The organism is Claveliimonas bilis, from assembly GCF_030296775.1.
Lineage (GTDB): Bacteria > Bacillota > Clostridia > Lachnospirales > Lachnospiraceae > Claveliimonas > Claveliimonas bilis.
Map to the genome: position 1 here is coordinate 1,762,311 of NZ_AP027742.1, position 24,241 is coordinate 1,786,551.

Annotated in this window: 24 protein-coding genes; 23 read left to right on the forward strand and 1 reads right to left on the reverse strand. The window is 44.3% G+C overall.

What is annotated here, in order from left to right:
• Positions 1-74: 74 nt before the first annotated feature.
• From R2J37_RS08680 to R2J37_RS08695, 4 genes are all read left to right on the forward strand, one after another.
• Entirely contained in the window at positions 75-296 is a 222-nt protein-coding gene (locus tag R2J37_RS08680) for a DUF896 domain-containing protein (RefSeq protein WP_230106175.1), read from the forward strand.
• Entirely contained in the window at positions 274-849 is a 576-nt protein-coding gene (locus tag R2J37_RS08685; RefSeq protein WP_316264574.1) for a 5-formyltetrahydrofolate cyclo-ligase, read from the forward strand. Before R2J37_RS08680 ends, R2J37_RS08685 begins: the two co-directional genes overlap by 23 nt.
• The gene (locus tag R2J37_RS08690; RefSeq protein WP_316264576.1) at positions 846-1,028 is read left to right on the forward strand and encodes a DUF4250 domain-containing protein; all 183 of its coding nucleotides are present in this window, start codon (positions 846-848) and stop codon (positions 1,026-1,028) included. Before R2J37_RS08685 ends, R2J37_RS08690 begins: the two co-directional genes overlap by 4 nt.
• A gap of 301 nt (positions 1,029-1,329) precedes the next feature.
• The gene (locus R2J37_RS08695) at positions 1,330-2,178 is read left to right on the forward strand and encodes a hypothetical protein (RefSeq protein ID WP_316264578.1); all 849 of its coding nucleotides are present in this window, start codon (positions 1,330-1,332) and stop codon (positions 2,176-2,178) included.
• 84 nt (positions 2,179-2,262) lie between these two features.
• On the opposite strand, the gene R2J37_RS08700 is transcribed toward R2J37_RS08695, so the two are convergent.
• The gene (locus R2J37_RS08700; protein ID WP_316264579.1) at positions 2,263-2,748 is read right to left on the reverse strand and encodes a helix-turn-helix transcriptional regulator; all 486 of its coding nucleotides are present in this window, start codon (positions 2,746-2,748) and stop codon (positions 2,263-2,265) included.
• Between the two features lie 214 nt (positions 2,749-2,962).
• Between R2J37_RS08700 and miaB the strand changes: the two genes are divergently transcribed.
• From miaB to R2J37_RS08795, 19 genes are all read left to right on the forward strand, one after another.
• On the forward strand, positions 2,963-4,417 hold the full coding sequence (miaB, locus tag R2J37_RS08705) for a tRNA (N6-isopentenyl adenosine(37)-C2)-methylthiotransferase MiaB (RefSeq protein WP_316264581.1): 1,455 nt from the start codon (positions 2,963-2,965) through the stop codon (positions 4,415-4,417).
• Between the two features lie 64 nt (positions 4,418-4,481).
• Entirely contained in the window at positions 4,482-4,898 is a 417-nt protein-coding gene (locus R2J37_RS08710; protein ID WP_230106171.1) for a putative ABC transporter permease, read from the forward strand.
• Positions 4,899-4,962: 64 nt separating this feature from the next.
• Positions 4,963-7,608: a DNA mismatch repair protein MutS gene (mutS, locus tag R2J37_RS08715; protein ID WP_230106170.1), complete on the forward strand. Its 2,646-nt coding sequence runs from the start codon at positions 4,963-4,965 to the stop codon at positions 7,606-7,608.
• Between the two features lie 2 nt (positions 7,609-7,610).
• Positions 7,611-9,599, forward strand: a complete 1,989-nt coding sequence (gene mutL, locus R2J37_RS08720; RefSeq protein WP_316264583.1) for a DNA mismatch repair endonuclease MutL — start codon at positions 7,611-7,613, stop codon at positions 9,597-9,599.
• Positions 9,599-10,528: a tRNA (adenosine(37)-N6)-dimethylallyltransferase MiaA gene (gene miaA, locus R2J37_RS08725; RefSeq protein WP_316264585.1), complete on the forward strand. Its 930-nt coding sequence runs from the start codon at positions 9,599-9,601 to the stop codon at positions 10,526-10,528. The genes mutL and miaA overlap by 1 nt, the downstream gene beginning before the upstream one ends.
• A 40-nt stretch (positions 10,529-10,568) precedes the next feature.
• Complete coding sequence (locus R2J37_RS08730; RefSeq protein ID WP_230106167.1) at positions 10,569-10,889, forward strand: hypothetical protein; 321 nt, start codon at positions 10,569-10,571, stop codon at positions 10,887-10,889.
• Between the two features lie 31 nt (positions 10,890-10,920).
• Positions 10,921-12,213, forward strand: a complete 1,293-nt coding sequence (locus tag R2J37_RS08735) for a methionine gamma-lyase family protein (RefSeq protein WP_230106166.1) — start codon at positions 10,921-10,923, stop codon at positions 12,211-12,213.
• Complete coding sequence (locus tag R2J37_RS08740; RefSeq protein ID WP_230106165.1) at positions 12,210-13,439, forward strand: BaiN/RdsA family NAD(P)/FAD-dependent oxidoreductase; 1,230 nt, start codon at positions 12,210-12,212, stop codon at positions 13,437-13,439. Before R2J37_RS08735 ends, R2J37_RS08740 begins: the two co-directional genes overlap by 4 nt.
• Positions 13,440-13,468: 29 nt before the next feature.
• Positions 13,469-15,091 carry an NAD(P)/FAD-dependent oxidoreductase gene (locus R2J37_RS08745; protein WP_316267017.1) on the forward strand — a complete coding sequence of 541 codons (1,623 nt, stop codon included), beginning with the start codon at positions 13,469-13,471 and terminating at the stop codon, positions 15,089-15,091.
• Positions 15,092-15,188: 97 nt separating this feature from the next.
• The gene (locus tag R2J37_RS08750; protein ID WP_230106164.1) at positions 15,189-15,449 is read left to right on the forward strand and encodes a DUF4321 domain-containing protein; all 261 of its coding nucleotides are present in this window, start codon (positions 15,189-15,191) and stop codon (positions 15,447-15,449) included.
• Between the two features lie 40 nt (positions 15,450-15,489).
• Positions 15,490-16,194 (forward strand): RadC family protein, encoded by a 705-nt coding sequence (gene radC / locus R2J37_RS08755; RefSeq protein ID WP_230106163.1) that lies wholly within the window; start codon positions 15,490-15,492, stop codon positions 16,192-16,194.
• Between the two features lie 8 nt (positions 16,195-16,202).
• Positions 16,203-17,225: a rod shape-determining protein gene (locus R2J37_RS08760; protein ID WP_230106162.1), complete on the forward strand. Its 1,023-nt coding sequence runs from the start codon at positions 16,203-16,205 to the stop codon at positions 17,223-17,225.
• Between the two features lies 1 nt (position 17,226).
• Entirely contained in the window at positions 17,227-18,099 is an 873-nt protein-coding gene (gene mreC / locus R2J37_RS08765) for a rod shape-determining protein MreC (RefSeq protein WP_230106161.1), read from the forward strand.
• Positions 18,100-18,102: 3 nt separating this feature from the next.
• Complete coding sequence (mreD, locus tag R2J37_RS08770; RefSeq protein ID WP_230106160.1) at positions 18,103-18,621, forward strand: rod shape-determining protein MreD; 519 nt, start codon at positions 18,103-18,105, stop codon at positions 18,619-18,621.
• 1 nt (position 18,622) lies between these two features.
• Positions 18,623-21,496 carry a penicillin-binding transpeptidase domain-containing protein gene (locus R2J37_RS08775; RefSeq protein WP_230107618.1) on the forward strand — a complete coding sequence of 958 codons (2,874 nt, stop codon included), beginning with the start codon at positions 18,623-18,625 and terminating at the stop codon, positions 21,494-21,496.
• 20 nt (positions 21,497-21,516) lie between these two features.
• Positions 21,517-22,107: a septum site-determining protein MinC gene (locus tag R2J37_RS08780; RefSeq protein WP_230106159.1), complete on the forward strand. Its 591-nt coding sequence runs from the start codon at positions 21,517-21,519 to the stop codon at positions 22,105-22,107.
• Positions 22,089-22,880: a septum site-determining protein MinD gene (gene minD / locus R2J37_RS08785; RefSeq protein WP_230106158.1), complete on the forward strand. Its 792-nt coding sequence runs from the start codon at positions 22,089-22,091 to the stop codon at positions 22,878-22,880. The genes R2J37_RS08780 and minD overlap by 19 nt, the downstream gene beginning before the upstream one ends.
• Positions 22,881-22,897: 17 nt before the next feature.
• On the forward strand, positions 22,898-23,110 hold the full coding sequence (locus R2J37_RS08790) for a cell division topological specificity factor MinE (RefSeq protein WP_230106157.1): 213 nt from the start codon (positions 22,898-22,900) through the stop codon (positions 23,108-23,110).
• Entirely contained in the window at positions 23,107-24,237 is a 1,131-nt protein-coding gene (locus R2J37_RS08795) for an FtsW/RodA/SpoVE family cell cycle protein (protein ID WP_230106156.1), read from the forward strand. The genes R2J37_RS08790 and R2J37_RS08795 overlap by 4 nt, the downstream gene beginning before the upstream one ends.
• Positions 24,238-24,241: the final 4 nt, after the last annotated feature.

A 24,241-nucleotide genomic window follows, 5' to 3' on the forward strand; every position in this document is an offset into this window, starting at 1 on the left:
GGATCAATAAAGAGAATGGGACGTCGGTGTATACCGGCGTTCATGCAAAAGAAAATAAAGCAGAGGAAGATACAATGGATGAAAATAAGATAAAAAGGATCAATGAGCTTTATCGCCGCTCCAAAGCGGAAGGTTTGACGGAGGAAGAAAAGAAAGAGCAGCAGCTTCTTCGCCGGGAATACATTGAAGCGGTAAAAGCGAACCTTAGGGGGCAGCTGAACAATATTTCCATACAGGAAACAGATGGATCTATTACAGATCTGGGGGAGAAATTTGGTAAAAAAAGAGGAAATTAGAAAAAAGGTTCTCTCTCTTCGGGAAGCGATGGAAAAAGGGGAGTGGGATCAAAAGACCAGAAATATCACCAAAAGGGTGACCAGCCATCCTCTGTTTTTACAGGCAGAGGAGATTTACTGCTATATGGATTTCCGCGGGGAAGTGGGGACTCGCAGGATCATTGAAAAGGCCTGGGAGATGAATAAGAAAGTTGCTATTCCCAAAACAGTAGGAAAAACAATGGAATTTTATTATATTTCTTCCTTCCGGGAAACCCATCCGGGAAGATTCGGCATTTTAGAGCCGGATGAAAGACGACCTGCCTCCGGTGAGGAAGGGCTGATCCTGATGCCGGGAGTTGCATTTGACCATGAACTTCACAGGATCGGATATGGAGGCGGTTTCTATGACCGTTATCTGGAAGCCCACACCGGACTTCTTTCTATGGCTCTGGCCTTTGAATGTCAGGTGCTTCCCGCCATTCCGCAGGAAGAATACGATATCCGTCCCCGTGTTCTCGTGACCGAGATGCGGATAGAGACAAGATACATGGAGGGTGAAAAAGAAGAATGATGACAGGACTGCCAAAGGACCCGGTGCTACTGCTGGGCGTGGTGAATACGAAACTTAGAGATTATTATTCTGACCTGGATGCCTTGTGCGAAGATATGCAGGCGGAAAAAGAAAAAATCGTGGAACAACTGAAAGGAATAGATTATGAGTACGATGAATCCGTAAATCAGTTTGTATAAGGGGACACTGCTGTTTGAGTTTTTGATGGACAGCAGTGTTTTTTTCTTATTATGACGCAATAAGTATACTCACGTTCCTCCTTTTGCGATATCATGTAAACTATTATGTTTCTAGTAGTACGTGCAAGAAATTATTTCCATATGCAACGAAACTTTGATTACCATGAACATAAACTGAGCATAAACGTAACTTACAATAAAACAAAGGTAAAATATATATAATCAAATATGAGAGGAGGGACACCTTTAATAGATATATTATTGCTAATTGTTAATTTTTAGAAAGCACGGGGAAAAGAATATGAAAAAGAAATTATTAAAGTCAATAAGTGTTATTTTTGTTTTTGTTTTACTTATGGGGAATGTTGCTTTTGCACAAGATAATGGCGACGTATCCTATGATGAAAAAAGGCAATATCTGATTGAACATGGTTACAGAGAAGATATACTGCAAACACTGCCGGAGAATATTGTAGTTCAGACATATGAGCGCATGACAGAGTATTTTGATGTTCCAGTAACAGTTGCGGCGGAGGAGACAACAAAATACAAAGAATTTTCTCCTGATATAGAAAATTCTCAAACAACCAGAGGATCCATTCCAAACTCAAAACTGCAATTATCGATTATCGTTCATAATTTTATGGATGGATCCGGAAAAATCCTGGGGGCAGAAGTTGTTGTTATGCACAATTGGATTGTGACGCCTGCAATTTTAGGGCAGGATCTGATTACTGTTAATTGGGACCCGGATTACTTTTTGTTATCTGGTCAAAGCGGATTTCATTCTTATTGTACAGTACATAATATGTCCACGAACAACACGGAGTTTTTCTATTTTCAATCAAATCCAAGTGTAGTAAATACAGGTGGAGTTGGATATTACGCACAATTGAGAAACCCTAATTTATCTCCAAAGATTACAAGTAATCCAGGTGGATCTGCTACATTATTTTTTGAGCCAAAATATACATTTTACAACAGTAGTAATATTTCTACAAATTTTAATGTTAATTATACGCATGACAAATCAGGAGGAATAGAGTCGCTTGGGTTTCTTATAAAGGTTTTGGGGTTACCGTTACTCTTGGTAATCTGTCTGATACTATGGCGGCAACAGCAATTTATAGATCGTACAATGGAGAAATAGCAGGATAATTTTATAAATGTTAATCTATTGTTCTTACATAGACCACTGGAGGTCATGATATAAGTAGAAAAATACATATTATAGTTATTCTTCTGCAGCCACCTGATCTACGGTGGCTGTACCATTTTGTACAAAATTAGCGTTAATAAAACTCCAGCTATTCCAGATACTGATAATAAGAGTTAGGACGGTAAAAAAAGTTAATAATATAGATTTTATATTTAGATTATGACTAATATAAAAGGTAAATATACCTGTTATTATCCCTAAAATTGGAAACATACATGAAATAGATAAAAATGCAATAATTACAAAATAACTTAAATATTTTTTTTCAACAGGAACGTCTTTTGAAGAACTGCTAGTATCTACGGTATCTTCCTCTAACAATTTTTCCAATTTTATGTTATATAATCGAGATATTTTTTGCAGCATTTCTAAATCGGGTATACTTTGTCCCCTTTCCCAGTTTGAAATTGCCTGACGTGTTACACCAAGCTTGTCAGCAACTTCACCTTGAGTTAAACTACAGGCATTTCGATATATTTTTAATCTATTTCCTATGTTCATACTAGTTCCTCCTTGGTTTCCATAAATATTATAATAAATATTTTATTGTTTTGCAATAATATTTTATTATCATGATATTTCATTATCAGCAAAAGTAATTAGATAGAGGAATATGACCTATAGATTTCCGGTTGCCTTGAATTGTACTCCATGATATAATTTCAACGGTAAAATGATACTAAAAAACAGTTTTTAAGATGCCAGGAGAAATTTAATGATAGAAAATGAAAAATGGAATAAAATATTTAACACCCCTTTAGAGGAGCCGCCTGTAAATGAGCCGGAACGCCAGTATTATTTTATGGAGAAGGCAAAGATTCTGATTCAGGAGCTGGTACAGAAAGCCGGACGTCCCCTGACGTTCTGTGTAACAACATTCGGCTGTCAGATGAATGCCAGAGATTCAGAGAAGCTGTGCGGCATTCTGAAAAACATCGGTTACATAGAACAGGAAGACGAAGAGAAGGCGGACTTTGTGATCTACAATACCTGCACCGTGCGGGAAAATGCCAATCAGAGAGTTTACGGTCGTCTGGGGCAGCTTGGAAAGGCGAAAAAAAAGAATCCTTATATGATCATTGGGTTGTGCGGCTGCATGATGCAGGAGCCGGAGGTAGTGGAAAAAATCAAAAAAAGTTACCGTTTCGTTGACCTTATTTTCGGCACGCACAATATCTATAAATTCGCAGAGCTGATTGTATCCAGGCTGGAATCCCAGCGTATGATCATTGATATCTGGAAAGATACGGATAAGATTGTGGAGGATCTTCCGGTAGAAAGAAAATATCCTTTTAAATCGGGGGTCAATATTATGTTTGGCTGTAATAATTTCTGCAGCTACTGTATTGTTCCTTATGTAAGAGGAAGGGAGAGAAGCCGTGATCCGAGAGCGATCATCAGAGAGATTGAAAAGCTGGCTCAGGATGGAGTAGTGGAGATCATGCTTCTTGGACAGAATGTTAATTCTTATGGAAAAACGCTGGATGAGCCTATGTCTTTTGCACAGCTTCTTCAGGAAGTGGAAAAGGTGGACGGAATCGAAAGGATCCGTTTTATGACCTCCCATCCGAAAGACCTGTCGGATGAATTAATTGAAGTCATGGCAAGATCCGAAAAGATCTGCCGTCATCTCCATCTTCCGGTACAGTCGGGAAGCAGCCGGATTTTAAAGAAAATGAACCGGCGCTACACAAAAGAACAGTACCTTGCTCTTGTGGAAAAAATTCGAAAGGCAGTACCAGATATTTCTCTGACAACAGATATTATTGTAGGATTCCCCGGAGAAACAGAAGAAGATTTTCTGGAGACCATGGATGTTGTGAAAAGAGTACGGTATGACAGTGCATTTACGTTCATTTATTCCAAAAGGACAGGGACGCCGGCTGCTGTTATGGAAGATCAGGTTCCGCCGGATGTGATAAAGGACCGCTTTGATCGTCTTTTGAAAGAAGTGCAGCATATTTCTTCTGAAGTATGTGCAATCCATCAGGGAACCACGCAAACTGTTCTGGTGGAATCTGTCAATGACCATGAACCCGGCATGGTGACAGGACGCCTCAGCAATAATCTTCTGGTGCATTTTCCGGGGGACGAAAAGCTGATCGGTACATTGGTAAATGTTTATCTGGATGAATGCAAAGGATTTTACTATATCGGGACCAGAGTTTAAGGTATAATTCAGGAAAGAAACGCTCACACTATATGGGAAAACATATAGTGAGGGCGTTTTTTACATGAAAAGACTGGGTGAGTATTTGTTTTTATGGGTGGTAGGAGGAATGCTTTATTATTCTTTCGAATTTATTTTTCGCGGCTTTTCCCACTGGAGTATGTTTGTTTTGGGAGGTGTCTGCCTCGTTTTCTGTGCCTGGCAGGGGCAGATTCTGGAATGGAAGGATCCGTTCTTTCGGCAGATTCTGCGCTGTATCATCTTTGTGACAGCCTGTGAATTTATTACCGGGATTATTGTAAATAAATGGATGAAATGGCATGTCTGGGATTATACCGGACTTCCGTTCCAATTGTGGGGGCAGATCTGTCTGCCTTTTATGATCATTTTTTCCGGCCTGTGCGCCATAGGGATCCTGCTGGGAGGATATCTTTTATGGGGTGTGTTTGGCGAGAAAAAACCGCATTTTTTCCTGTTTTAACTTTGGGGAAAAATATGCTATACTAAATGAGCACAAAAGATTAAGCACAAAAAGGAGTACTTAGATGGCAGAATTAACCCCAATGATGCAGCAGTATATGGAGACGAAAAAAGAATATAAAGACTGCATTTTGTTTTATAGACTTGGTGACTTTTATGAAATGTTTTTTGAGGATGCACTGACCGCATCCAGAGAACTGGAAATCACACTGACCGGAAAAAACTGCGGGCTGGAAGAGCGGGCACCCATGTGTGGTGTCCCTTATCATGCTGTGGACAGTTATCTGAACCGCCTTGTTTCCAAGGGGTATAAAGTGGCAATATGTGAGCAGATGGAGGATCCGGCCACAGCGAAGGGGATTGTGCGCCGTGAGGTTGTCCGTATTGTAACGCCGGGGACAAATCTGGACACACAGGCTCTGGATGAAACGAAAAATAATTATATCATGTGTGTCGCTTACATAGGAGACCGGTACGGAGTGTCAGTTGCAGATGTAACCACAGGAGATTATTTTGTCACAGAGCTGGATGAGAGCAGTAAACTGTTTGACGAGATCAGCCGGTTTATGCCATCTGAACTTGTCTGCAATGAGGCTTTCTACATGAGCGGTATGGATCTTGATGATCTGAAAGAGCGTCTTGGAATTACTATCTATGCACTGGATTCATGGTATTTTGATGACGCGATCTGCAAAAGAACACTTCTTGAGCATTTTAAAACCAGTTCCCTGGAAGGACTGGGCCTTGCTGATTATGACTGCGGCGTGATCGGCGCCGGCGCCCTTTTTGTATATCTGAAGGAGACTCAGAAGACAGACCTTTGCCAGTTTACAAGACTGACCGGATACACAACAGGAAAATATATGCTTTTAGACAGTTCAAGCCGAAGAAATCTGGAGCTGTGTGAAACCTTGCGGGAAAAGCAGAAAAGAGGATCCCTTTTGTGGGTGCTTGATAAGACAAAGACTGCCATGGGGGCAAGAACACTTCGGAGTATGCTGGAACAGCCTCTGATTGAGAAAAAAGCGATTGTGGAACGTTTGGATGCGGTAGAGGAATTAAAGGACAATGCCATATGCAGAGAAGAGATGCGTGAATACCTTTCTCCCATCTATGACCTGGAAAGACTTCTTAGCAAAGTAGCCTACAGATCAGCAAATCCGAGAGATCTGACTGCTTTTGGAAGTTCTCTGTCTATGCTTCCTCACATCCGCTGTATCCTGGAGGATATGAAAAGTCCGCTTCTTAAGAAGCTTTATAACAATCTTGATCCCCTTGAAGATCTTTGCAGGCTGATTTCCGCTGCAATCTGCGAGGAGCCGCCTATTGCCATGAAAGAGGGCGGGATCATTCGGGAAGGTTACAATGAAGAAGTGGACCGCCTCCGCCATGCCAAGACAGAAGGAAAAGACTGGCTTGCAAAATTGGAGGAGGAAGAAAGGGAAAAGACAGGAATCAAGAATCTTCGTATCCGTTATAATAAAGTATTTGGTTACTATCTTGAGGTTACCAATTCTTTTAAACATCTGGTGCCGGAATACTACACAAGAAAGCAGACGCTGGCAAATGCGGAGCGATACATTATTCCGCGCCTGAAGGAGCTGGAAGATACCATTCTCGGAGCGGAGGATAAGCTTTATGCTTTGGAATATGAACTGTACTGCCAGGTGAGAGATGCCATCGGACAGGAAGTTGTGAGAATACAAAAAACTGCCAAAGCTGTGGCGGAACTGGATACTCTGGCCTCCCTTGCGCTTGTGGCAGAAAGAAACCGCTATGTCCGCCCCAAAATCAATGAAAAAGGAGTCATCAATATTAAAGACGGGCGGCATCCGGTCGTAGAGCAGATGATCCCAAATGACATGTTCATTGCCAATGATACATATCTGGATGATAAAAAGAATCGGATTTCTATTATAACAGGTCCCAATATGGCGGGAAAATCTACCTATATGCGTCAGACAGCACTGATCGTGCTGATGGCGCAGGTTGGCTGCTTTGTACCGGCTTCCAGTGCTGATATCGGCATTGTAGACCGGATTTTTACCAGAGTAGGCGCTTCAGATGATCTGGCGTCCGGACAGAGTACATTTATGGTGGAAATGACCGAAGTTGCCAACATTTTAAGAAACGCCACACGAAACAGCCTGCTGATCCTGGATGAGATCGGAAGAGGAACCAGTACCTTTGACGGACTTAGCATTGCGTGGGCTGTGATTGAACATATCAGCAACACACGGCTTCTTGGTGCAAAAACACTTTTTGCAACCCATTATCATGAGCTGACTGAGCTGGAAGGTAAGATTGATAACGTAAACAACTATTGTATTGCAGTAAAGGAAAAGGGCGATGATATTGTATTCTTGAGGAAAATTGTAAAAGGAGGCGCAGACCGGAGTTATGGAATCCAGGTTGCAAAACTTGCCGGAGTGCCGGAATCTGTCACAACAAGAGCAAGGGAAATTGCAGAAGAGCTTTCCTATGCAGATATCACAACAAGAGTAAAAGATATTGCTGTGGGAGGACATGAGCCGAGGAAAAAGGCCAAAAAATATGATGAAGTGGATCTGGCTCAGATGTCCTTGTTTGATACAGTAAAAGATGACGATGTACTGGAAGAGATAAAAAATCTGGATGTCAGTCATCTGACTCCCATAGACGCACTGAATACTTTGTACCAGCTTCAGAACAAATTAAAGAACAGGTGGTAGATATGAGCAGAATACAGGTTTTAGACCAGGTGACGATTGATAAGATCGCAGCAGGAGAAGTGATCGAAAGGCCGGCATCCATTGTAAAAGAGCTGACGGAAAACGCCATAGATGCAGGAGCAACCTCCATTGCAGTAGAGATAAAAGAAGGCGGGATTTCTTTCATACGAGTGACGGACAATGGCTGCGGCATTGAAAAAGAAGATATACCAAATGCCTTCCTCCGTCATTCTACCAGCAAGATCCGTACAGCGGAGGATCTTGCCCATATTGCCTCCCTGGGATTCCGCGGGGAGGCTTTGTCCAGTATTGCCGCTGTATCCCAGGTGGAACTGATTACAAAGACGAAGGAAAATACATTCGGATCCTCCTATCGGATCGAGGGTGGAAGAGAAGCGGCTTTCGAGGATACAGGCGCGCCGGACGGCACCACATTTCTTGTAAGACAGCTCTTTTATAATACTCCGGCGCGGCGGAAATTTTTAAAAACAGCTATGACAGAAGCGAGCCATGTGGGAGATCTCGTTATGCGCCTTGCCCTTTCTCACCCTGAAATTTCCTTTCAGTTCTATAATAACGGTCAGTCAAAAATCCACACATCAGGCAACGGAAATCTGAAGGATGTCATTTATCATATATATGGAAGAGAAATTGCCGGACACCTTCTGGAAGTGAACTGTGAAACAGAAGGGCTGAAGATCAGGGGATATATTGGAGAACCGCTGATCTCACGGGGAAACCGCAATTTTGAAAACTATTTTATAAACGGGCGCTATATAAAAAGCAATATTATAGCCAAAGCCATTGAGGACGCTTATAAAGATTTTCAGATGCAGCACAAGTATCCTTTTACTGTACTGCATCTGACGGCAGATACACAAGCGATTGATGTCAACGTACATCCCACAAAAATGGAGATCCGTTTTCAGAACCAGCAGGAGATATATAAAGCCGTCAGTGAAGCAGTAGGGCGGGCTCTTCATCAGGAGGAACTGATTCCGGAGGTGGAAGTGCCCGAACCGCCATCTGTCACAGAAAAAGCACCCGAAAAACAGAGCGCGGTCGGTTTTGATGCAAACGAAAACGTCAAGAAACAGAGTACACTCTATCAAAAACAGAGTGTACTCCAAAATTCCAACTCATCCAACAACGAAAAACAGAGCGCGCTCCGCGAAAATCCTCCACAAAGAGACTTGGATTATTTTATGAAGAAGATGCGGGAGAGGGTTCTTTCCTATCATCAGCAAAATTCTTCTGCAGAAGTAAAGGAACAAGGTGAAATATTCAAGCCTGACAGACAAAAAGACCGGATCATGGAAGCAGTAAATTACAGAAAAGCTTCAGAACCGGAATCCCTGTCCAACCGGCAGATGAATCTCTTTGAAGATAAGCTTTTAAGTAAGGCTTCTGTACCGGAACATAAAATTATCGGGCAGGTTTTTGATACATACTGGCTTGTGCAGTACAAAGACAATCTGTATATTATCGACCAGCATGCTGCCCACGAAAGAGTGCTCTATGAAAAGACGCTTGCCGGAATGAAAACAAGGGAATTTACATCTCAGAATATCAGCCCGCCCATTATTTTAAATCTGTCTATGCAGGAAGCACAGCTTTTAAATACCTATATGGACAGGTTTGAAAGGATCGGCTTTGAAATAGAAGAATTTGGGCAGGATTCCTATGCAGTCCGGGCAGTTCCTGACAATTTATTTGATATTGCAAAAAAAGAATTGCTCATGGAGATGATTGACAGCTTATCCGATGAGATTTATACTGGACTGGCACCGGATATCATTGATGAAAAGATTGCGTCCATGTCCTGTAAGGCAGCGGTAAAAGGGAAGATGCAGATTTCTGCAAAAGAAGCAGAAACTCTGATAGGCGAGCTTTTGAAGCTGGAGAATCCCTATCACTGCCCTCATGGAAGACCAACCATCATTGCAATGAGCAAACGGGAGCTGGAGAAAAAGTTTAAGAGGATCGTGTAATGAAAAGGCCATTGATCATATTGACAGGCCCTACCGCCGTAGGGAAAACAAGTCTGTCTCTCTCTCTTGCGAAAGAGTTAGACGGAGAGATCGTCTCCGCCGATTCCATGCAGGTATACCGATACATGGATATCGGTACGGCGAAGATACGTGAAGAAGAACGGCAGGGGATTCCACATCATCTGATCGATGTGCTGGATCCCTGGGAAGATTTTAATGTGGTACGTTTCCAGAAAATGGCGCGTGAAGCGCTTGAGGAAATCTGGGAACGGGGACATATTCCTATTGTAACAGGCGGAACGGGGTTCTATATTCAGGCGCTTTTGTATGACATTCATTTTACAGAAAATAATGAGGATTCTTCTTTGAGAAAGGATCTGGAAAATTATGCCCGTGAAAATGGAGCAGAAGCGCTTCATTCAAGACTTGTGGAAGTAGATGAAAAGGCGGCTTCCCAGATTCATTTTAATAATGTGAAGAGGGTGATCCGCGCTCTGGAATTTTATTATCAGACCGGCAAAAAAATGTCAGAGCACAATGAGGAGGAGCGAAAGAGAACCTCTCCGTATGATTTTAAATATTTTGTATTGAACGACGAAAGGGAACATCTCTATGCCGGGATCAATAGAAGAGTTGATCTGATGATGGAGGAAGGGCTTGTAGAGGAAGTACGAAAATTAAAAGAAATGGGATGCGACAGCGCGATGGTATCTATGCAGGGGTTGGGATATAAGGAAATCCTTTCTCATCTGGAAGGGGAATATACCTTGGATGAAGCTGTATACAAGATCAAAAGAGACACCCGTCATTTTGCCAAAAGACAGATTACCTGGTTCAAAAGGGAGCGGGATGTGATCTGGCTCCATAAACCGGATTACGATTATGATGAAACGAAAATAAGGGAGGCAGTTCTTTCTTATTACATATAGAGGGAAATAAGATTTAAGATACAAAAGGGGAGCGATGGAAATGTTAAAAAAATTATTTGGAGGTTTTGGAGGATCGAAATTTTTAAAGAGGATGAATCCTTTGATGGAGCTGTACGCCCACAGCCGCAACAGTGAGAAAACCTATCAGGAGCTGTTGGCTCTGGAACCGCTGATCCGCACAAAGGGGGAGAGGGCAATGTTCAATCTGAACCGTGCGGGAATCCTGTATGATATGTACAGATACAGGGAAGCTGCAGATATCATGCGTGAAATCCCGGCTTTAAATCCGGAGTTTGATGCGCAGTGCGCCGAGATGAAAACAAAGATCATGGCTGCTATGACAAGGGGAGAACATCGATAAAAATGCCATGATAATGAGGAGAAAACAGATAATGCAAAAGATCAATGATATAGAAGAAATGTATGAAAGCCTGGGGATTTCGAAAAAGGTTTTGGAGTTTGGAAAGCAGGCGGAACTAAAGTTAAAGGAGCGGTTTGAAGCCATTGACCGAACGGCGGAGTACAATCAGCTCAAAGTGATCGGTGCTATGCAGAAAAACCGTGTCAGTGAGGGGTGTTTTCATTATGCCAGCGGATATGGATATGACGATCAGGGGCGGGATACTTTAGAAAAAGTATACGCTGATGTATTTCATACAGAGGCTACTCTTGTGCGGCCCCAGATTGCCTGCGGAACGCACGCTCTTGCCCTTGCTCTTGGAGCGAACTTAAGGCCGGGAGACGAGTTGCTCTCTCCGGCAGGGAAACCATATGATACATTGGAGGAAGTGATCGGTATCCGCCCGTCAGCGGGATCCCTGGCAGAATATGGTATTACTTACCGCCAGGTGGATCTTAAGCCGGACGGAAGTTTTGACTATGAGAACATTGAAAAAGCCATTCATGAAAAAACAAAATTAATTACCATTCAGCGGTCAAAGGGATATCAGACAAGACCGAGTTTTTCCGTCGCCCAGATTGGGGAATTGATCGCTTTTGTAAAAAAGATCAAACCGGATGTTATCTGTATGGTTGACAACTGTTATGGTGAATTTGTAGAGACAATAGAACCCAGTGATGTGGGAGCAGATATGGTCGTGGGATCCCTTATCAAAAATCCGGGCGGAGGACTTGCGCCCATCGGCGGTTATGTTGCCGGCAGAACGGATCTGATTGAAAACTGCGGATACCGTCTGACCTCTCCCGGACTTGGCCGGGAAGTGGGGGCTTCTCTGGGGGTGATGCAGTCCTTTTACCAGGGGCTTTTCCTTGCGCCGACCGTGGTGGCAAGCGCCCTTAAAGGAGCGATCCTTGCGGCCAACCTTTATGAATCTCTGGGATTTCCGGTAGTGCCTGACGGCTCCGAGAGCAGGCACGATATTATTCAGGCGGTAGAGCTTGGCACGCCGGAGGGCGTGATCGCTTTCTGCCAGGGCATCCAGGCAGCGGCGCCGGTAGATTCCTATGTAACGCCGGAACCATGGGCTATGCCCGGCTATGACAGCGATGTGATCATGGCAGCCGGAGCTTTTGTACAGGGTTCTTCCATAGAACTGAGTGCTGACGGTCCCATCAAACCGCCCTACGCAGTATATTTTCAGGGAGGCCTGACCTGGCCTCACGCCAAACTTGGCATTTTAATGTCTCTGGAACATATGGTTCGGAAAGGATTGGTTCAAATATGAGAAGAACCGTTGTCATCGGAGGAGGAGCTTCCGGGCTTGTAGCCTCCATTGCGGCAGCCGGAAAAGGCGCTGACGTAACCTTAGTGGAACAAAAAGAACTGGTGGGAAAGAAAATCCTGTCTACCGGAAATGGCCGCTGTAATCTTACAAACCTTGCCATGAGTCCCGAATATTACCGTGGAGGGAACCCGGACACAGTAGAGAAGGTACTCCATACTTTCGGCACGGAAGATACCGTCAGATTTTTCAGAAAGCTGGGAATTATAACAAAAGCAAGAGGAACCTACCTTTACCCTAAGAATGATCAGGCATCGTCCGTCCGGGAAGCACTGGCTCTTGGAATCGCCCGGCTCCAGGTAGAAACGTATCTTCAGACAAAGGTAGAAAAGGTTTCTTTTTCTAAAGGAAAATTTGATATATATACGAGGAAAAACGGAGAAGAACAAAGATTTGAAGCTGACAGGCTGATCCTTGCCGCCGGCGGCAAGGCTTCTCCAGGTCTTGGATCTGACGGCAGCGGATATCAACTTGCCAAAAGCCTGGGACATACCATAACCCCGGTCTTTCCGGCGTTGGTGCAGCTTACGTCGGATGATCCTGCTTTTCGGAAGCTGGCCGGCGTAAGAAGCGACGCAAAGATTGTTCTTATGTCAGACGGAGCTGCAGTGTGTGCCGACCAGGGAGAGATTCAATTTACAGATTACGGGCTTTCAGGTATCCCTGTCTTTCAGGTGAGCCGGTTCGCTGCAGAGGGCCTGCGGGAAGGAAAGCCTGTTTCTGTCATCCTTGACTTCCTTCCGGAGATGCAGGAGACAGAAATCTGCGCCCTCTTCAGAGAGAAGCAAAAAGACTGGAGCGACAATACTGCGGAAGAATTTTTAAGAGGAATTTTTCACCGCAAACTGGTAAATGTGCTCCTTACCCGGGCACACATCCGTTGGTCGCAGAAAGTGGAGAATTTCAGCGAAGAAGATTTTGCAGGACTCGCCTGCCTCTGCAAAAAATTTGAAGTAAAGATTACAGGAACCCGTTCTTTTGATCAGGCGCAGGTCTGTGCAGGAGGAGTTTCTCTTGAAGAGATCGATCCTCTGACTATGGAATCCCTGAAATGCCCCGGGCTGTATATAACAGGCGAACTCCTTGACGTCGACGGCATGTGTGGGGGATATAATCTGCAGTGGGCCTGGGCAACGGGATATATAGCCGGAGAAGCGGCGGCGCTATAAGAGAAAAACGAAGGAAAGGACGGATGTTTATGATCAGACTCCAGCAGTTGAAATTGAATATCGATCATACAGAAGCGGATCTTAGGAGGAAACTTTTGAAAACCCTCCGTGTGAAAGAAGATGCGCTTCTTTCATATCAAATAGAAAAGCAGTCTCTGGATGCCAGGAAAAAGCCTCAGCTTTCCTATGTGTATACAGTGGCTGTCCATTTAAAAAATGAAAAGGAGTTTTTGAAAAAGAACCGGAACGCCAACATCCAGGCTGCCAGCGAAAATCGGTATCACATGGACGTTTCGGGAACGGAAGCGCTGAGGGAAAGGCCTGTCATAGTCGGCAGCGGTCCGGCAGGTCTGTTCTGTGCTTATATGCTTGCCAAAGCCGGATACCGACCGCTGCTTTTGGAACGGGGAATGCCTGTGGAGCAGCGGAAAAAAGATGTAGAGAAGTTCTGGGAGACACAGAGTCTTGATCCGGAATCAAACGTACAGTTCGGCGAGGGAGGAGCCGGTACCTTTTCTGACGGCAAACTCAATACTCTTGTGAAAGATAAAGATGGCAGGGGCCGGAAGGTGCTGGAAATTTTTGTGAAGAACGGTGCGCCCAAAGATATCCTGTATGTGAATAAACCTCATATCGGAACTGACCTTTTGATGTCCATTGTGGCAAACATGCGAAAAGAGATTCTTGCATCAGGAGGCGAAGTCCTCTTTCATACGAGAATGGATCGGATACTTCAAAATGAGAACGGTACCTTGCAGGAATTACTTGTCACAGATACAGTCACTGGCCGGAGCCGGCATATAAAGGCAGATATCTGTGTTCTTGCCATCGGTCACAGCGCCCGCGATACATTTGCCATGCTGGATGAGGAACAGGTGAAAATGGAGGCGAAATCCTTTGCTGTAGGAGTACGTATTGAGCATCCGCAGAAAATGATCGATCTGTCACAGTACGGCGATACCACTTTGCCTCTTCCGGCGGCAGCCTATAAACTGACGGCTTCTTCCTCTGATGGGAGAGGGGTATATACATTCTGCATGTGCCCCGGGGGATATGTAGTGAATGCTTCCTCGGAACAAGGTTATCTGGCGGTCAACGGCATGAGTTATCACGACAGGGCAGGCGAAAACGCCAATAGTGCTGTTGTGGTTACCGTTTCACCGGAAGATTTCGGCGGAAGCGGCGTGCTTGCCGGAGTGGCTTTTCAAAGAAGACTGGAAAAAGCAGCTTTTGCGACTGGCGGCGGTCTTGTCCCGATACAGCTGTTTGAGGATTTCTGCCAGGGGAAAATAACAGAAAATCTGGGCGAGATCACCCCGCAGATCAAAGGGGGATATGCTTTTGGAAACGTACGGGGGATCTTCCCGGAGGAAATTTCCCGCGCTCTGGAAGAAGGGATAAAAGCCTTCGGAAGAAAACTTCCGGGATATGACAGGAAAGACGCCGTCCTCGCCGGCGTGGAAAGCCGGACATCTTCCCCGGTACGTATTCTGCGGGGAGCTGATATGCAGGGAAGCATAAGAGGACTTTACCCATGCGGCGAGGGAGCGGGCTATGCCGGAGGAATTACTTCAGCCGCTATGGACGGTTTGAAGACGGCGGAAGCAATCGCCAGAAAATATCATCCTTTCGACAAAGAGACAAAGGATTAAGAAATTTTTAATGGGATAAGGCTATACACTTTTTTTGAAATATGATAGAATATATTGAGTTTTTTAAAGAAAAACAAAGATGTGAGGTGGAGTACATATGAAAGGAGCAGGCGGGAAAAATTCCTGGGCTTTGTTTCTGCTGATTCTGGCAGGAATTGTCCTGGGAGGTTTTATCGGTATGCTTGCAGGTGATACAGGGGGACTTAGTTGGCTTAACTATGGACAGACATTCGGGTTAAGCGAGCCGGTTGTGCTGAATCTTGGCATAGTCGTTATTACATTCGGACTTACGATCAAAATTACGGTTGCCAGCATCATCGGCATGGTTCTTGCAATTATTATTTATCGCTTCTTGTAATAACCGATCTTTACGTGAAGGTTATACTTATCTACAAAGGATGAATCAGACAAATACCATGAAAGAAATGTTGGTATCAGAGCGCCCATACGAAAAGTGTGACGAAAAAGGGGCAGGCAGCTTAAGCGACGCGGAACTTCTGTCTGTTCTGCTGCGCACTGGTACAAGGGGAGAAAATGTCCTGGAGCTTTCCAGGAAAATTTTAAAAGAAGCCGGGGAGGACGGCCTTTTGGGACTCCACCGCTTTACAAAAGAAAAATTTATGAAGATCAGAGGTGTGGGGAAAGTGAAAACGATCCAGCTCCTCTGTATTTTAGAACTGTCTGCAAGGCTTGCGAAAGCTGAAGCGCGCAAAACACTGTGTTTCAGAAATCCGTCAACGATTGCCGGATATTATATGGAAGAAATGCGTCATCTTTCCCAGGAACATATGAAGTTGTTAATGCTGGACACAAAATCAAATCTTATTGCTGAAAAGAATATTTACAAAGGAACTGTAAATGCATCATTGGTAGAACCAAGAGAGATTTTTGTGGAGGCGGTAAAAAGGGAGGCGGTTTCTATTATTCTGCTCCATAATCATCCCAGTGGAGATCCGACTCCAAGCAAAGCGGATGTGGCGATTACTCGGCGGATAAGGCTGGCCGGAGAATTAATTGGAATTGAACTGTTAGATCATATTATTATTGGGAATAATTCTTATATCAGTTTTCTGGAAGAGAATCTGATATACACGAAAGGATAAGAGCAAAAATGGCACGGAATGTATACGGACTTGATCTCGGATCCTATGAGATCAAAGTATATGATAAGAAGAAAGATACGATCTGGAAAGAAAAAAACGTGATTGCCATTGCAAATAAAAAAGAGGTATTTGCTGTGGGCGATGAAGCATATGAGATGTTTGAAAAAGCCCCGGCCAATATACAGGTTGTCTTTCCTATGAAAGACGGAGTGATTTCCAGATTTAACGATATGCAGTACCTTCTTCAGGGACTTTTGAAAAAGGACAGAGGGTTCGCACGGGGAGCGGAGTATGTAATTGCCGTTCCTACAGATGTGACGGAGGTGGAAAAGAAAGCTTTTTTCGATCTTGTCATTCATTCTACAGCCCGGGCAAAAGAAGTCAATATTGTGGAACGGGGGATTGCCGATGCAGTAGGTCTGAATCTGGATGTACAGAATACGAAGGGGCTGTTCATTGTAAACCTGGGCGGAGACACGACTGAACTTTCCATTCTTGCCGGAGGCGGTATTGTACTGAACCGGCTTATAAAAGTGGGAGGTGCAACCTTTGACAATGCTGTTGCCCAGCTTGTACGTTATAACCATGACTTCCTGATCGGAAAGGTAACCTCAGAAATCCTGAGAAAAAGGTTCGGTGTGTTCAGCGAGGACAACAGCGCTTCGCTTACCGTTGCCGGAAGAGATCTGATCACCGGAGTTCCGCAGCAAAGAGAAATTTCTATCAGCCTTGTGCGGGCCGCTATCAAAGATCCTCTGGAGGAATGCATTCACTGTATCCATTCTCTCCTGGACCGTACCCCTCCGGAGGTGCGGAAGGCAGTTTACCGTAACGGTATTTTTCTGACGGGAGGACTTGCCAATCTTCCGGGACTGGAGGTATATATGGAAGAAATGACAGGCATACGTGTCCGGACGGCTATTGATCCGGATATCTGTGCAGTGACAGGGCTGAAGCAGATCATTCAGTCCAAAGAACTAAGAAAACTGGCGTATTCGATGCTGGATGAAAATTATAGGTGGATGAGATAGTATGAAGATCAAAAATCAAAATACGATTCCAAGTAAATATCTTCTTCTGATCGTTGTTGTTGTGTGCGGCATCTTACTGGGAGCGGAACGTTTTATGGACGGAGGTCCTCTTAGCTGGGTGGCAAATTATACCATCATTCCCATGCAAAAAGGGATCAGCTATGTAGGAACGTGGATGAGCGATCTCACAGATAATTTTGCAACTCTTAAGGATCTTCAAAAAGAAAACGAAGAACTGCAGGAGAGAATAGATACTCTGACCATCGACAATACCCGCTTAAGACAGGAGCAGTATGAACTGGAAAGACTGCAGGAACTCTATAAATTGGATCAGAATTATGCGGATTATGAAAAAGTCGGGGCACATGTGATCGCCAACAACGGAACGAACTGGTTCAGTTCCTTTACCATCGATAAAGGCAGCAATGACGGGATCCGCAAGGATATGAACGTACTGGCCGGAAGCGGTCTCGTAGGTATTGTTACAGATGTAGGACCCGATTATGCACAGGTTCGTTCCATTATCGACGATGGAAGTAATGTCAGCGGTATGGTTCTTTCCACTTCCGACCTCTGTATGGTACGCGGTGATCTGCAGCTTATGGAAGACGGCAGGATCCGCTTTGAAAAACTTCCCAACAATGATAACGAGATCGAGGTGGGAGAGCAGGTTGTGACCTCCCATATCAGCTCAACTTACCTCCAGGGACTTTTCATCGGATATATTTCCGAGATCAGTGTGGACTCCAACAATCTGACAAGATCCGGATATATTACTCCGGCAGTGGATTTTTCCAAACTTCAGGAAGTCCTTGTTATTACGACAACAAAGCAGGATCTTACGAATCAGGATGAAGGCAGCGAAGGTGAATAGCCTATGAAAAGAAAAGTTATTACATTTTGTATTATTATTATATGTTTCCTTCTGCAGTCTACTGTTTTTGCAGAGTTGACGTTTGCCTCTATCCGTCCCAATCTGATGATCATTCTGACATCAGCTCTCGGTTTTATGAGAGGAAAAAAGACAGGGATGGCAGTAGGATTCTTCTCCGGTATTCTGATGGATGTGTTCTGGGGGGAAACTCTTGGATTTTATGCGCTGATCCTTACAGTGATCGGCTATCTGAACGGAAGCTTTAAGCGTCTGTTTTATGATGAGGATATTAAGCTTCCGCTTGTCCTTATTGCGGGAAGCGAACTGGTTTACGGGCTGGTCATTTACATTTGTTTCTTTATGATGCAGGGTGATTTCCATTTCTTTTATTACCTGATCCATCTGATCATGCCCGAATTGGTATATACTATTCTGGTAACGATTGTTTTATACCAGATCCTTCTCTACATGAACCGTAAATTAGAAGAAGAAGAACAAAGGAGTGCAAGTAAGTTTGTATAGTATTTGGGATCGCATTAAATCAACAATTGTCGAATTGTTTCAGAGGCGTCTTCTTGTGATGATCATTGTGTTTTGTATCCTGTTTACAGTTTTGGCCGGACGCTGTTTTCAGCTGCAGATTGTAGACGGTCAGTCCTATCTGGATGATTACCGGCTTCAGATCCAAAAAACAAGAACGATACAGGGAACAAGAGGAAATATCTATGACCGGAACGGTAAGCTTCTGGCTTACAACGAGCTGGCCTATTCCGTGACTATCGAAGACAACGGGGAATATGACACAATTGCGGAGAAAAATAAGGAGCTTAATAAAGAGATCAGCCAGATCATAGAGATTGTTGAGAGCAATGGAGACTCTGTTATCAGCGATTTCAGTATTGTTCTGGACGCCAATAATGAATATCAGTTTTCTATGACGAATGAAACACAGCGTCTTAGATTTGTGGCAGACGTATTCGGTGAGCAGAAGATCGATGGCCTTGACGAGGAACAGCAGAATATGTCAGCAGCAGATATTATAGATTACCTTTGTACAGACGAAACCTATGGATATGGCATTGATCAGGATGAGTTGGAGAAGTCAGAAGTCCTGAAGCTCGTAAATATCCGCTACGCTATCAGCCTGAACAGTTTCCAGAAATATATTCCCACAACAGTGGCGGAAGATGTAAGCGAGGAAACCGTTGCCGGGATCATGGAACATATGGATGAACTTCAGGGAGTAGACATTGCGGAAGAATCTCTCCGGAAATATACAGACAGTAAATATTTTGCCAATATTATCGGATATACAGGACAGATCTCACAGGAAGAATACAATGCCTTAAGTGATGAGGAAAAAGAGCAGTACGATCTGACAGATACCGTTGGAAAATCGGGACTGGAACAGGTACTGGACAGTACCCTTCAGGGAGAGAAAGGTGAAGTCAAGCTGTATGTAAACAGTGTGGGACGTGTGACAGAGACCGTCGGTGAAACGGAACCGAAAGCAGGAGACAATGTATATTTAACGATTGACGCGGATCTTCAGAAAGCAGCTTATGATATTTTAGAGCAGGAAATCGCGGGAATCCTTCTTGCGAAAATGCAGAATATTCTGGATTATGACCGCAGCGGAACAGAAGATGCGGCAGATGTCATCGTTGCCAGCGGAGATGCCTACAATGCTTTTATTTCTAATGATATTGTAGATATGAGCCATTTTTCCGCTGAGGATGCAGGAAGTGCTGAAAAATCCGTGTACAGCAAATTCTCTTCCTATAAAGAGCAGGTGATCGGACAGCTTACTTCCATTTTGCAGGATGGGAACAGTACCGTTTACAGCAATCTCTCTAAAGAATGGAAAGCCTATCTTACGTATCTTGTCAGCGATGTACTGACAGACAGCGCCGGCATCATTGATTCTGACGCCATCGATACGGATGATGAAACCTACAGCGAATGGATTTCCGGAGGAGATATTAATATTTATACTTATCTGAACTATGCAATATCCCAGAACTGGGTGGACTCATCCAAACTGCAGGATTATCTGGAATCCGGGGAAAAGTATTCAGACTCCTCGGAGATATATAATGCGATCGTAACTTATCTTACAGACCGTGTGCAGACAGATACCAGCTTTGATAAACTGATCTATCAGTATATGATCAAGGCCGGCACGGTGACAGGCAGTGAACTTTGCCGGATCCTCTATGAGCAGGGAGTGCTGGAGTGGGATGAAACACAGTACAATAATCTGGCATCCGGAGCTACCGGAGCTTATGATTTCCTGAGATCCAAGATCCAGTCTCTGGAGATTACGCCGGGACAGCTGGGATTGGAGCCGTGTTCAGGATCTGTGGTGATTACCGATCCGGATAACGGTGATGTGCTGGCATGTGTTTCCTATCCGGGATATGACAACAACCGCCTGGCCAATACGATGGACAGTGCATATTTCAATGAACTGAATACGAATTCCTCTCTGCCTCTTTACAACCGTGCCACTCAGGAGACGACAGCACCCGGTTCTACTTATAAGCCGCTGTCAGCTGTAGCCGGTCTGACGGAGGGAGCGGTTACACTTGATACGGCAGTTTACTGTGACGGTGTTTATGACAACATCAGCCCATCTGTTCGCTGCTGGATCTATCCCAGCAGTCACGGAACCATGGATGTCGTCAGCGGTATAACCAATTCCTGTAACGAATATTTTAATAACCTGGGTTATCAGCTGGGTATTCAGGAAGACGGAACCTATTCCAGTGACGTCGGTCTGGAGAAGCTGAAAAAATACGCTGAGATGTTCGGTCTGGGTGAAACGTCGGGTCTTGAAATACCGGAAACAGATCCGCAGATATCTACGGAAGACTCTGTACGTTCTGCTATGGGACAGGGCAACAACAACTTTACGACAAGCCAGCTTGCAAGATATATTACAGCAGTTGCAAATCAGGGAACTCTCTACGAACTTACGCTGCTCGACCGGGTAGAAAAGGTGGATGGCACAGTCGAGAAAGAATATGAAGCCAAAAGCCAGAAGATCGAAGGAATCTCTTCAACCACCTGGAATGCAGTAAATGCCGGTATGCAGGGCGTGGTACAGAACAGCAGTGTCTTTCCGGAAATTAATGCCAGCGGCATCAGCGTATCCGGGAAGACAGGTACCGCTCAGCAGAGTAATGAGCATGCAGACCATGGATTATTTGTAGCATTTGCTCCAAGTGAAAGTCCTGAGATCGCCATGGCTCTTCGTATCGCAAACGGATACAGCTCCACCTATGCTTCTGAAGTAGGCAGCGCAATCCTGCAATACTATTATCAGATTACAGATTCTTCTGAATTAATTACAGGACAGGCAGCCGAAATAGCAGCTACAACACATGGAGATTAAAGGTAAGGAGAGTTTTCGCTGTGAAAGATCATGTCATGATTAAAAGCAACCGATACGGCTTAACAGTTTATTTAGACAAAGAAATGCCTTTTGATGAGCTGTTAATGGAGATAGAAAACAAATTCAGGGCCTCCGTCCACTTCTTTGAAGGTACAGGGATGGCAGTCCGATTTGAGAACCGTATTCTTACCAAAGAGGAAGAGCAAAAAATCGTGGATACTATATCCGAAGCAGCAAAAATACAAATCCTGTGTATACTGGATTACGATGAAAAAACGGACAAGATGTACAAAAGCGCCGTAGATCAGACTCTGGCAGAAATGCCGGAGCCCGACGGACGGTTCTACAGGGGGACACTGAAGAAAAAGCAGGTGTTGGAATCAGAAACCAGCATTGTGATCATCGGAGATGTAGAGGAAGGTGCAACCGTTGTTTCCAAAGGAAATATTGTAATTATTGGAACTCTGTTCGGTTGTGCTCAAGCCGGAGCATCAGGACGAAAAGACGCTTTCATCGCCGCTCTTCATATGGAACCGGAAAAACTTCGCATCGGCGACAGGAAAGTAAAACCAGTGATAGGAGGAAATTATTCATGGGCGAGGTTATCGTAATTACATCAGGAAAAGGCGGGGTTGGTAAGACAACCACGACGGCAAATATCGGAGCAGGACTTTCACAGGCAGATAAAAAGGTTATTATCGTAGACACAGATCTGGGGCTTCGGAATCTGGATGTGGTCATGGGACTGGAAAATTTTATCGTGTATAATCTGGTAGATGTAATAGAAGGCAGCTGCCGTCTGAAGCAGGCGCTGATCCGGGATAAAAGATATGAGAATCTTTATCTGCTTCCGTCTGCGCAGACAAAAGATAAATCTGCCGTCTCTCCGGGACAGATGAAAAAACTTACAGCAGAGCTTAAGGAAGAATACGATTATGTTCTTCTGGACTGTCCCGCCGGAATAGAGCAGGGCTTTCAAAACGCCATTGCCGGGGCGGACCGGGCAATCGTTGTCACTACCCCGGAAGTCTCGTCTATCCGTGACGCGGACCGTATTATCGGGCTTCTTGAGGCAGAGAAGATCGGACGCTGTGAACTGATCATCAACCGGATCCGTATGGATATGGTAAAAAAAGGAGATATGATGTCTGTAGACGATGTGACGGAGATCCTCTCCATTCCTCTTTTGGGAGCCATACCGGACGACGAGCAGGTCGTGATCGGAACAAATCAGGGGGAACCGGTTATATCTATGGAGTCAAGAGCCGGACAGGCCTATCGGAATATATGCCGCCGGATCCTGGGAGAGGATATTCCTTTTATGGATCTGAACGGAAATGGGGGACTGCTCTCTAAGCTTTCCCAGATCTTCCATAAAAATTAAGGGGGCGCAAAAGCAGTATGGTGAGACGGTCTTCAGTGAGAATTGCAAAAGACAGGCTGAAGGTGCTGGTGGGAACGGACCGGATGCAGTGCAAACCGGATTTTTACGAAAAGATCAGCCGTGAGCTATACCAGACACTTTCCAAATATATTGAAATTACACCGGAGGAATTTGAAGTCTCTTATACAAGGACGCATGTACATATCAAATTTACAGGAGAAAAGCAGTGAAATTTCTTAAAATAACAAAACCTTATCATCTGAAAGATTATAAATTCACTCTGATCATACTTGTCATGGCCATCTCTTTTTTAGGCGTGCTGGTTATCGGAAGTGCAAATGAATCCTATCAGGGAAAACAGATCATCGGTCTGGTAGCCGCTGTCATTTTGATGGTCGTTGTATCTGTGATCGATTATGTATGGATTGCAAACTTTTACTGGATCTTGTATATCCTTTCCGTAGGGATGCTTGCCATTGTACTGATTCCCGGCGTAGGAGAGGTAGTCAACGGAGCGCGGCGCTGGATCAATCTGGGATTTACCAATTTTCAGCCTTCAGAGCTTGCAAAAATCTTTCTGATCATTTTCTTCGCAAAATTTATTATGGTTCATGAAGAGGATTTGAGCAGCAAAAGGACAATTTTAAAGGCAGTTATATTGATCGTTATACCTCTTGTATTGATTTTTGAGGAACCGAACCTCTCTACTACTATTTGTACAGCCGCTTTATTCTGTGTGCTGATGTATGTGGGCGGGCTGTCTTACCGCTTCATTGGGATTGTGCTGCTCGTCACAGTGCCGACGGCAATTATTTTGCTAAGTCTTATTGTGCAGCCGGATCAGAAGATCCTGGACGATTATCAGCAAAAGCGTATTCTTGCCTGGCTGAATCCGGAGGAATATGCCAGCGATGAAGCCTATCAGCAGAACAATTCCGTCATGGCAATCGGATCCGGTCAGCTGACAGGAAAAGGGCTGAACAATAATACAACAACTTCTGTAAAAAACGGAAACTTTATTCTGGAGCCCCAGACAGACTTTATTTTTGCAATTGTTGGAGAAGAATTAGGTTTTGTGGGTTGCTGTATTGTTATTGTTTTGTTATTATTAATCGTGATACAATGTATTGTAATAGGGATCCGAGCCCAGGATACAACGGGCAGAATCATCTGCTGCGGGGTCGGATCCCTGATCGGGATACAAACTTTTATTAATATTGCTGTTGCAACACAGATTTTCCCTAACACAGGAATTCCCCTTCCATTTGTAAGTTATGGACTTACTTCTCTGTGGAGTATGTATCTGGGAATTGGAATCGTTCTGAATGTGGGGCTGCAGCCGAAAAAATATCAGTAACCTG

Excerpts from the sequence above, each read along its gene's own strand:
- R2J37_RS08680 (WP_230106175.1), top strand. The coding sequence starts at position 75 with ATGGATGAAAATAAGATAAAAAGGATCAATGAGCTTTATCGCCGCTCC.
- R2J37_RS08690 (WP_316264576.1), top strand. The coding sequence starts at position 846 with ATGATGACAGGACTGCCAAAGGACCCGGTGCTACTGCTGGGCGTGGTG.
- R2J37_RS08695 (WP_316264578.1), top strand. The coding sequence starts at position 1,330 with ATGAAAAAGAAATTATTAAAGTCAATAAGTGTTATTTTTGTTTTTGTT.
- R2J37_RS08700 (WP_316264579.1), bottom strand. The coding sequence starts at position 2,748 with ATGAACATAGGAAATAGATTAAAAATATATCGAAATGCCTGTAGTTTA.
- miaB (WP_316264581.1), top strand. The coding sequence starts at position 2,963 with ATGATAGAAAATGAAAAATGGAATAAAATATTTAACACCCCTTTAGAG.
- R2J37_RS08710 (WP_230106171.1), top strand. The coding sequence starts at position 4,482 with ATGAAAAGACTGGGTGAGTATTTGTTTTTATGGGTGGTAGGAGGAATG.
- mutS (WP_230106170.1), top strand. The coding sequence starts at position 4,963 with ATGGCAGAATTAACCCCAATGATGCAGCAGTATATGGAGACGAAAAAA.
- mutL (WP_316264583.1), top strand. The coding sequence starts at position 7,611 with ATGAGCAGAATACAGGTTTTAGACCAGGTGACGATTGATAAGATCGCA.
- miaA (WP_316264585.1), top strand. The coding sequence starts at position 9,599 with ATGAAAAGGCCATTGATCATATTGACAGGCCCTACCGCCGTAGGGAAA.
- R2J37_RS08730 (WP_230106167.1), top strand. The coding sequence starts at position 10,569 with ATGTTAAAAAAATTATTTGGAGGTTTTGGAGGATCGAAATTTTTAAAG.
- R2J37_RS08735 (WP_230106166.1), top strand. The coding sequence starts at position 10,921 with ATGCAAAAGATCAATGATATAGAAGAAATGTATGAAAGCCTGGGGATT.
- R2J37_RS08740 (WP_230106165.1), top strand. The coding sequence starts at position 12,210 with ATGAGAAGAACCGTTGTCATCGGAGGAGGAGCTTCCGGGCTTGTAGCC.
- R2J37_RS08745 (WP_316267017.1), top strand. The coding sequence starts at position 13,469 with ATGATCAGACTCCAGCAGTTGAAATTGAATATCGATCATACAGAAGCG.
- R2J37_RS08750 (WP_230106164.1), top strand. The coding sequence starts at position 15,189 with ATGAAAGGAGCAGGCGGGAAAAATTCCTGGGCTTTGTTTCTGCTGATT.
- radC (WP_230106163.1), top strand. The coding sequence starts at position 15,490 with ATGAATCAGACAAATACCATGAAAGAAATGTTGGTATCAGAGCGCCCA.
- R2J37_RS08760 (WP_230106162.1), top strand. The coding sequence starts at position 16,203 with ATGGCACGGAATGTATACGGACTTGATCTCGGATCCTATGAGATCAAA.
- mreC (WP_230106161.1), top strand. The coding sequence starts at position 17,227 with ATGAAGATCAAAAATCAAAATACGATTCCAAGTAAATATCTTCTTCTG.
- mreD (WP_230106160.1), top strand. The coding sequence starts at position 18,103 with ATGAAAAGAAAAGTTATTACATTTTGTATTATTATTATATGTTTCCTT.
- minD (WP_230106158.1), top strand. The coding sequence starts at position 22,089 with ATGGGCGAGGTTATCGTAATTACATCAGGAAAAGGCGGGGTTGGTAAG.
- R2J37_RS08790 (WP_230106157.1), top strand. The coding sequence starts at position 22,898 with ATGGTGAGACGGTCTTCAGTGAGAATTGCAAAAGACAGGCTGAAGGTG.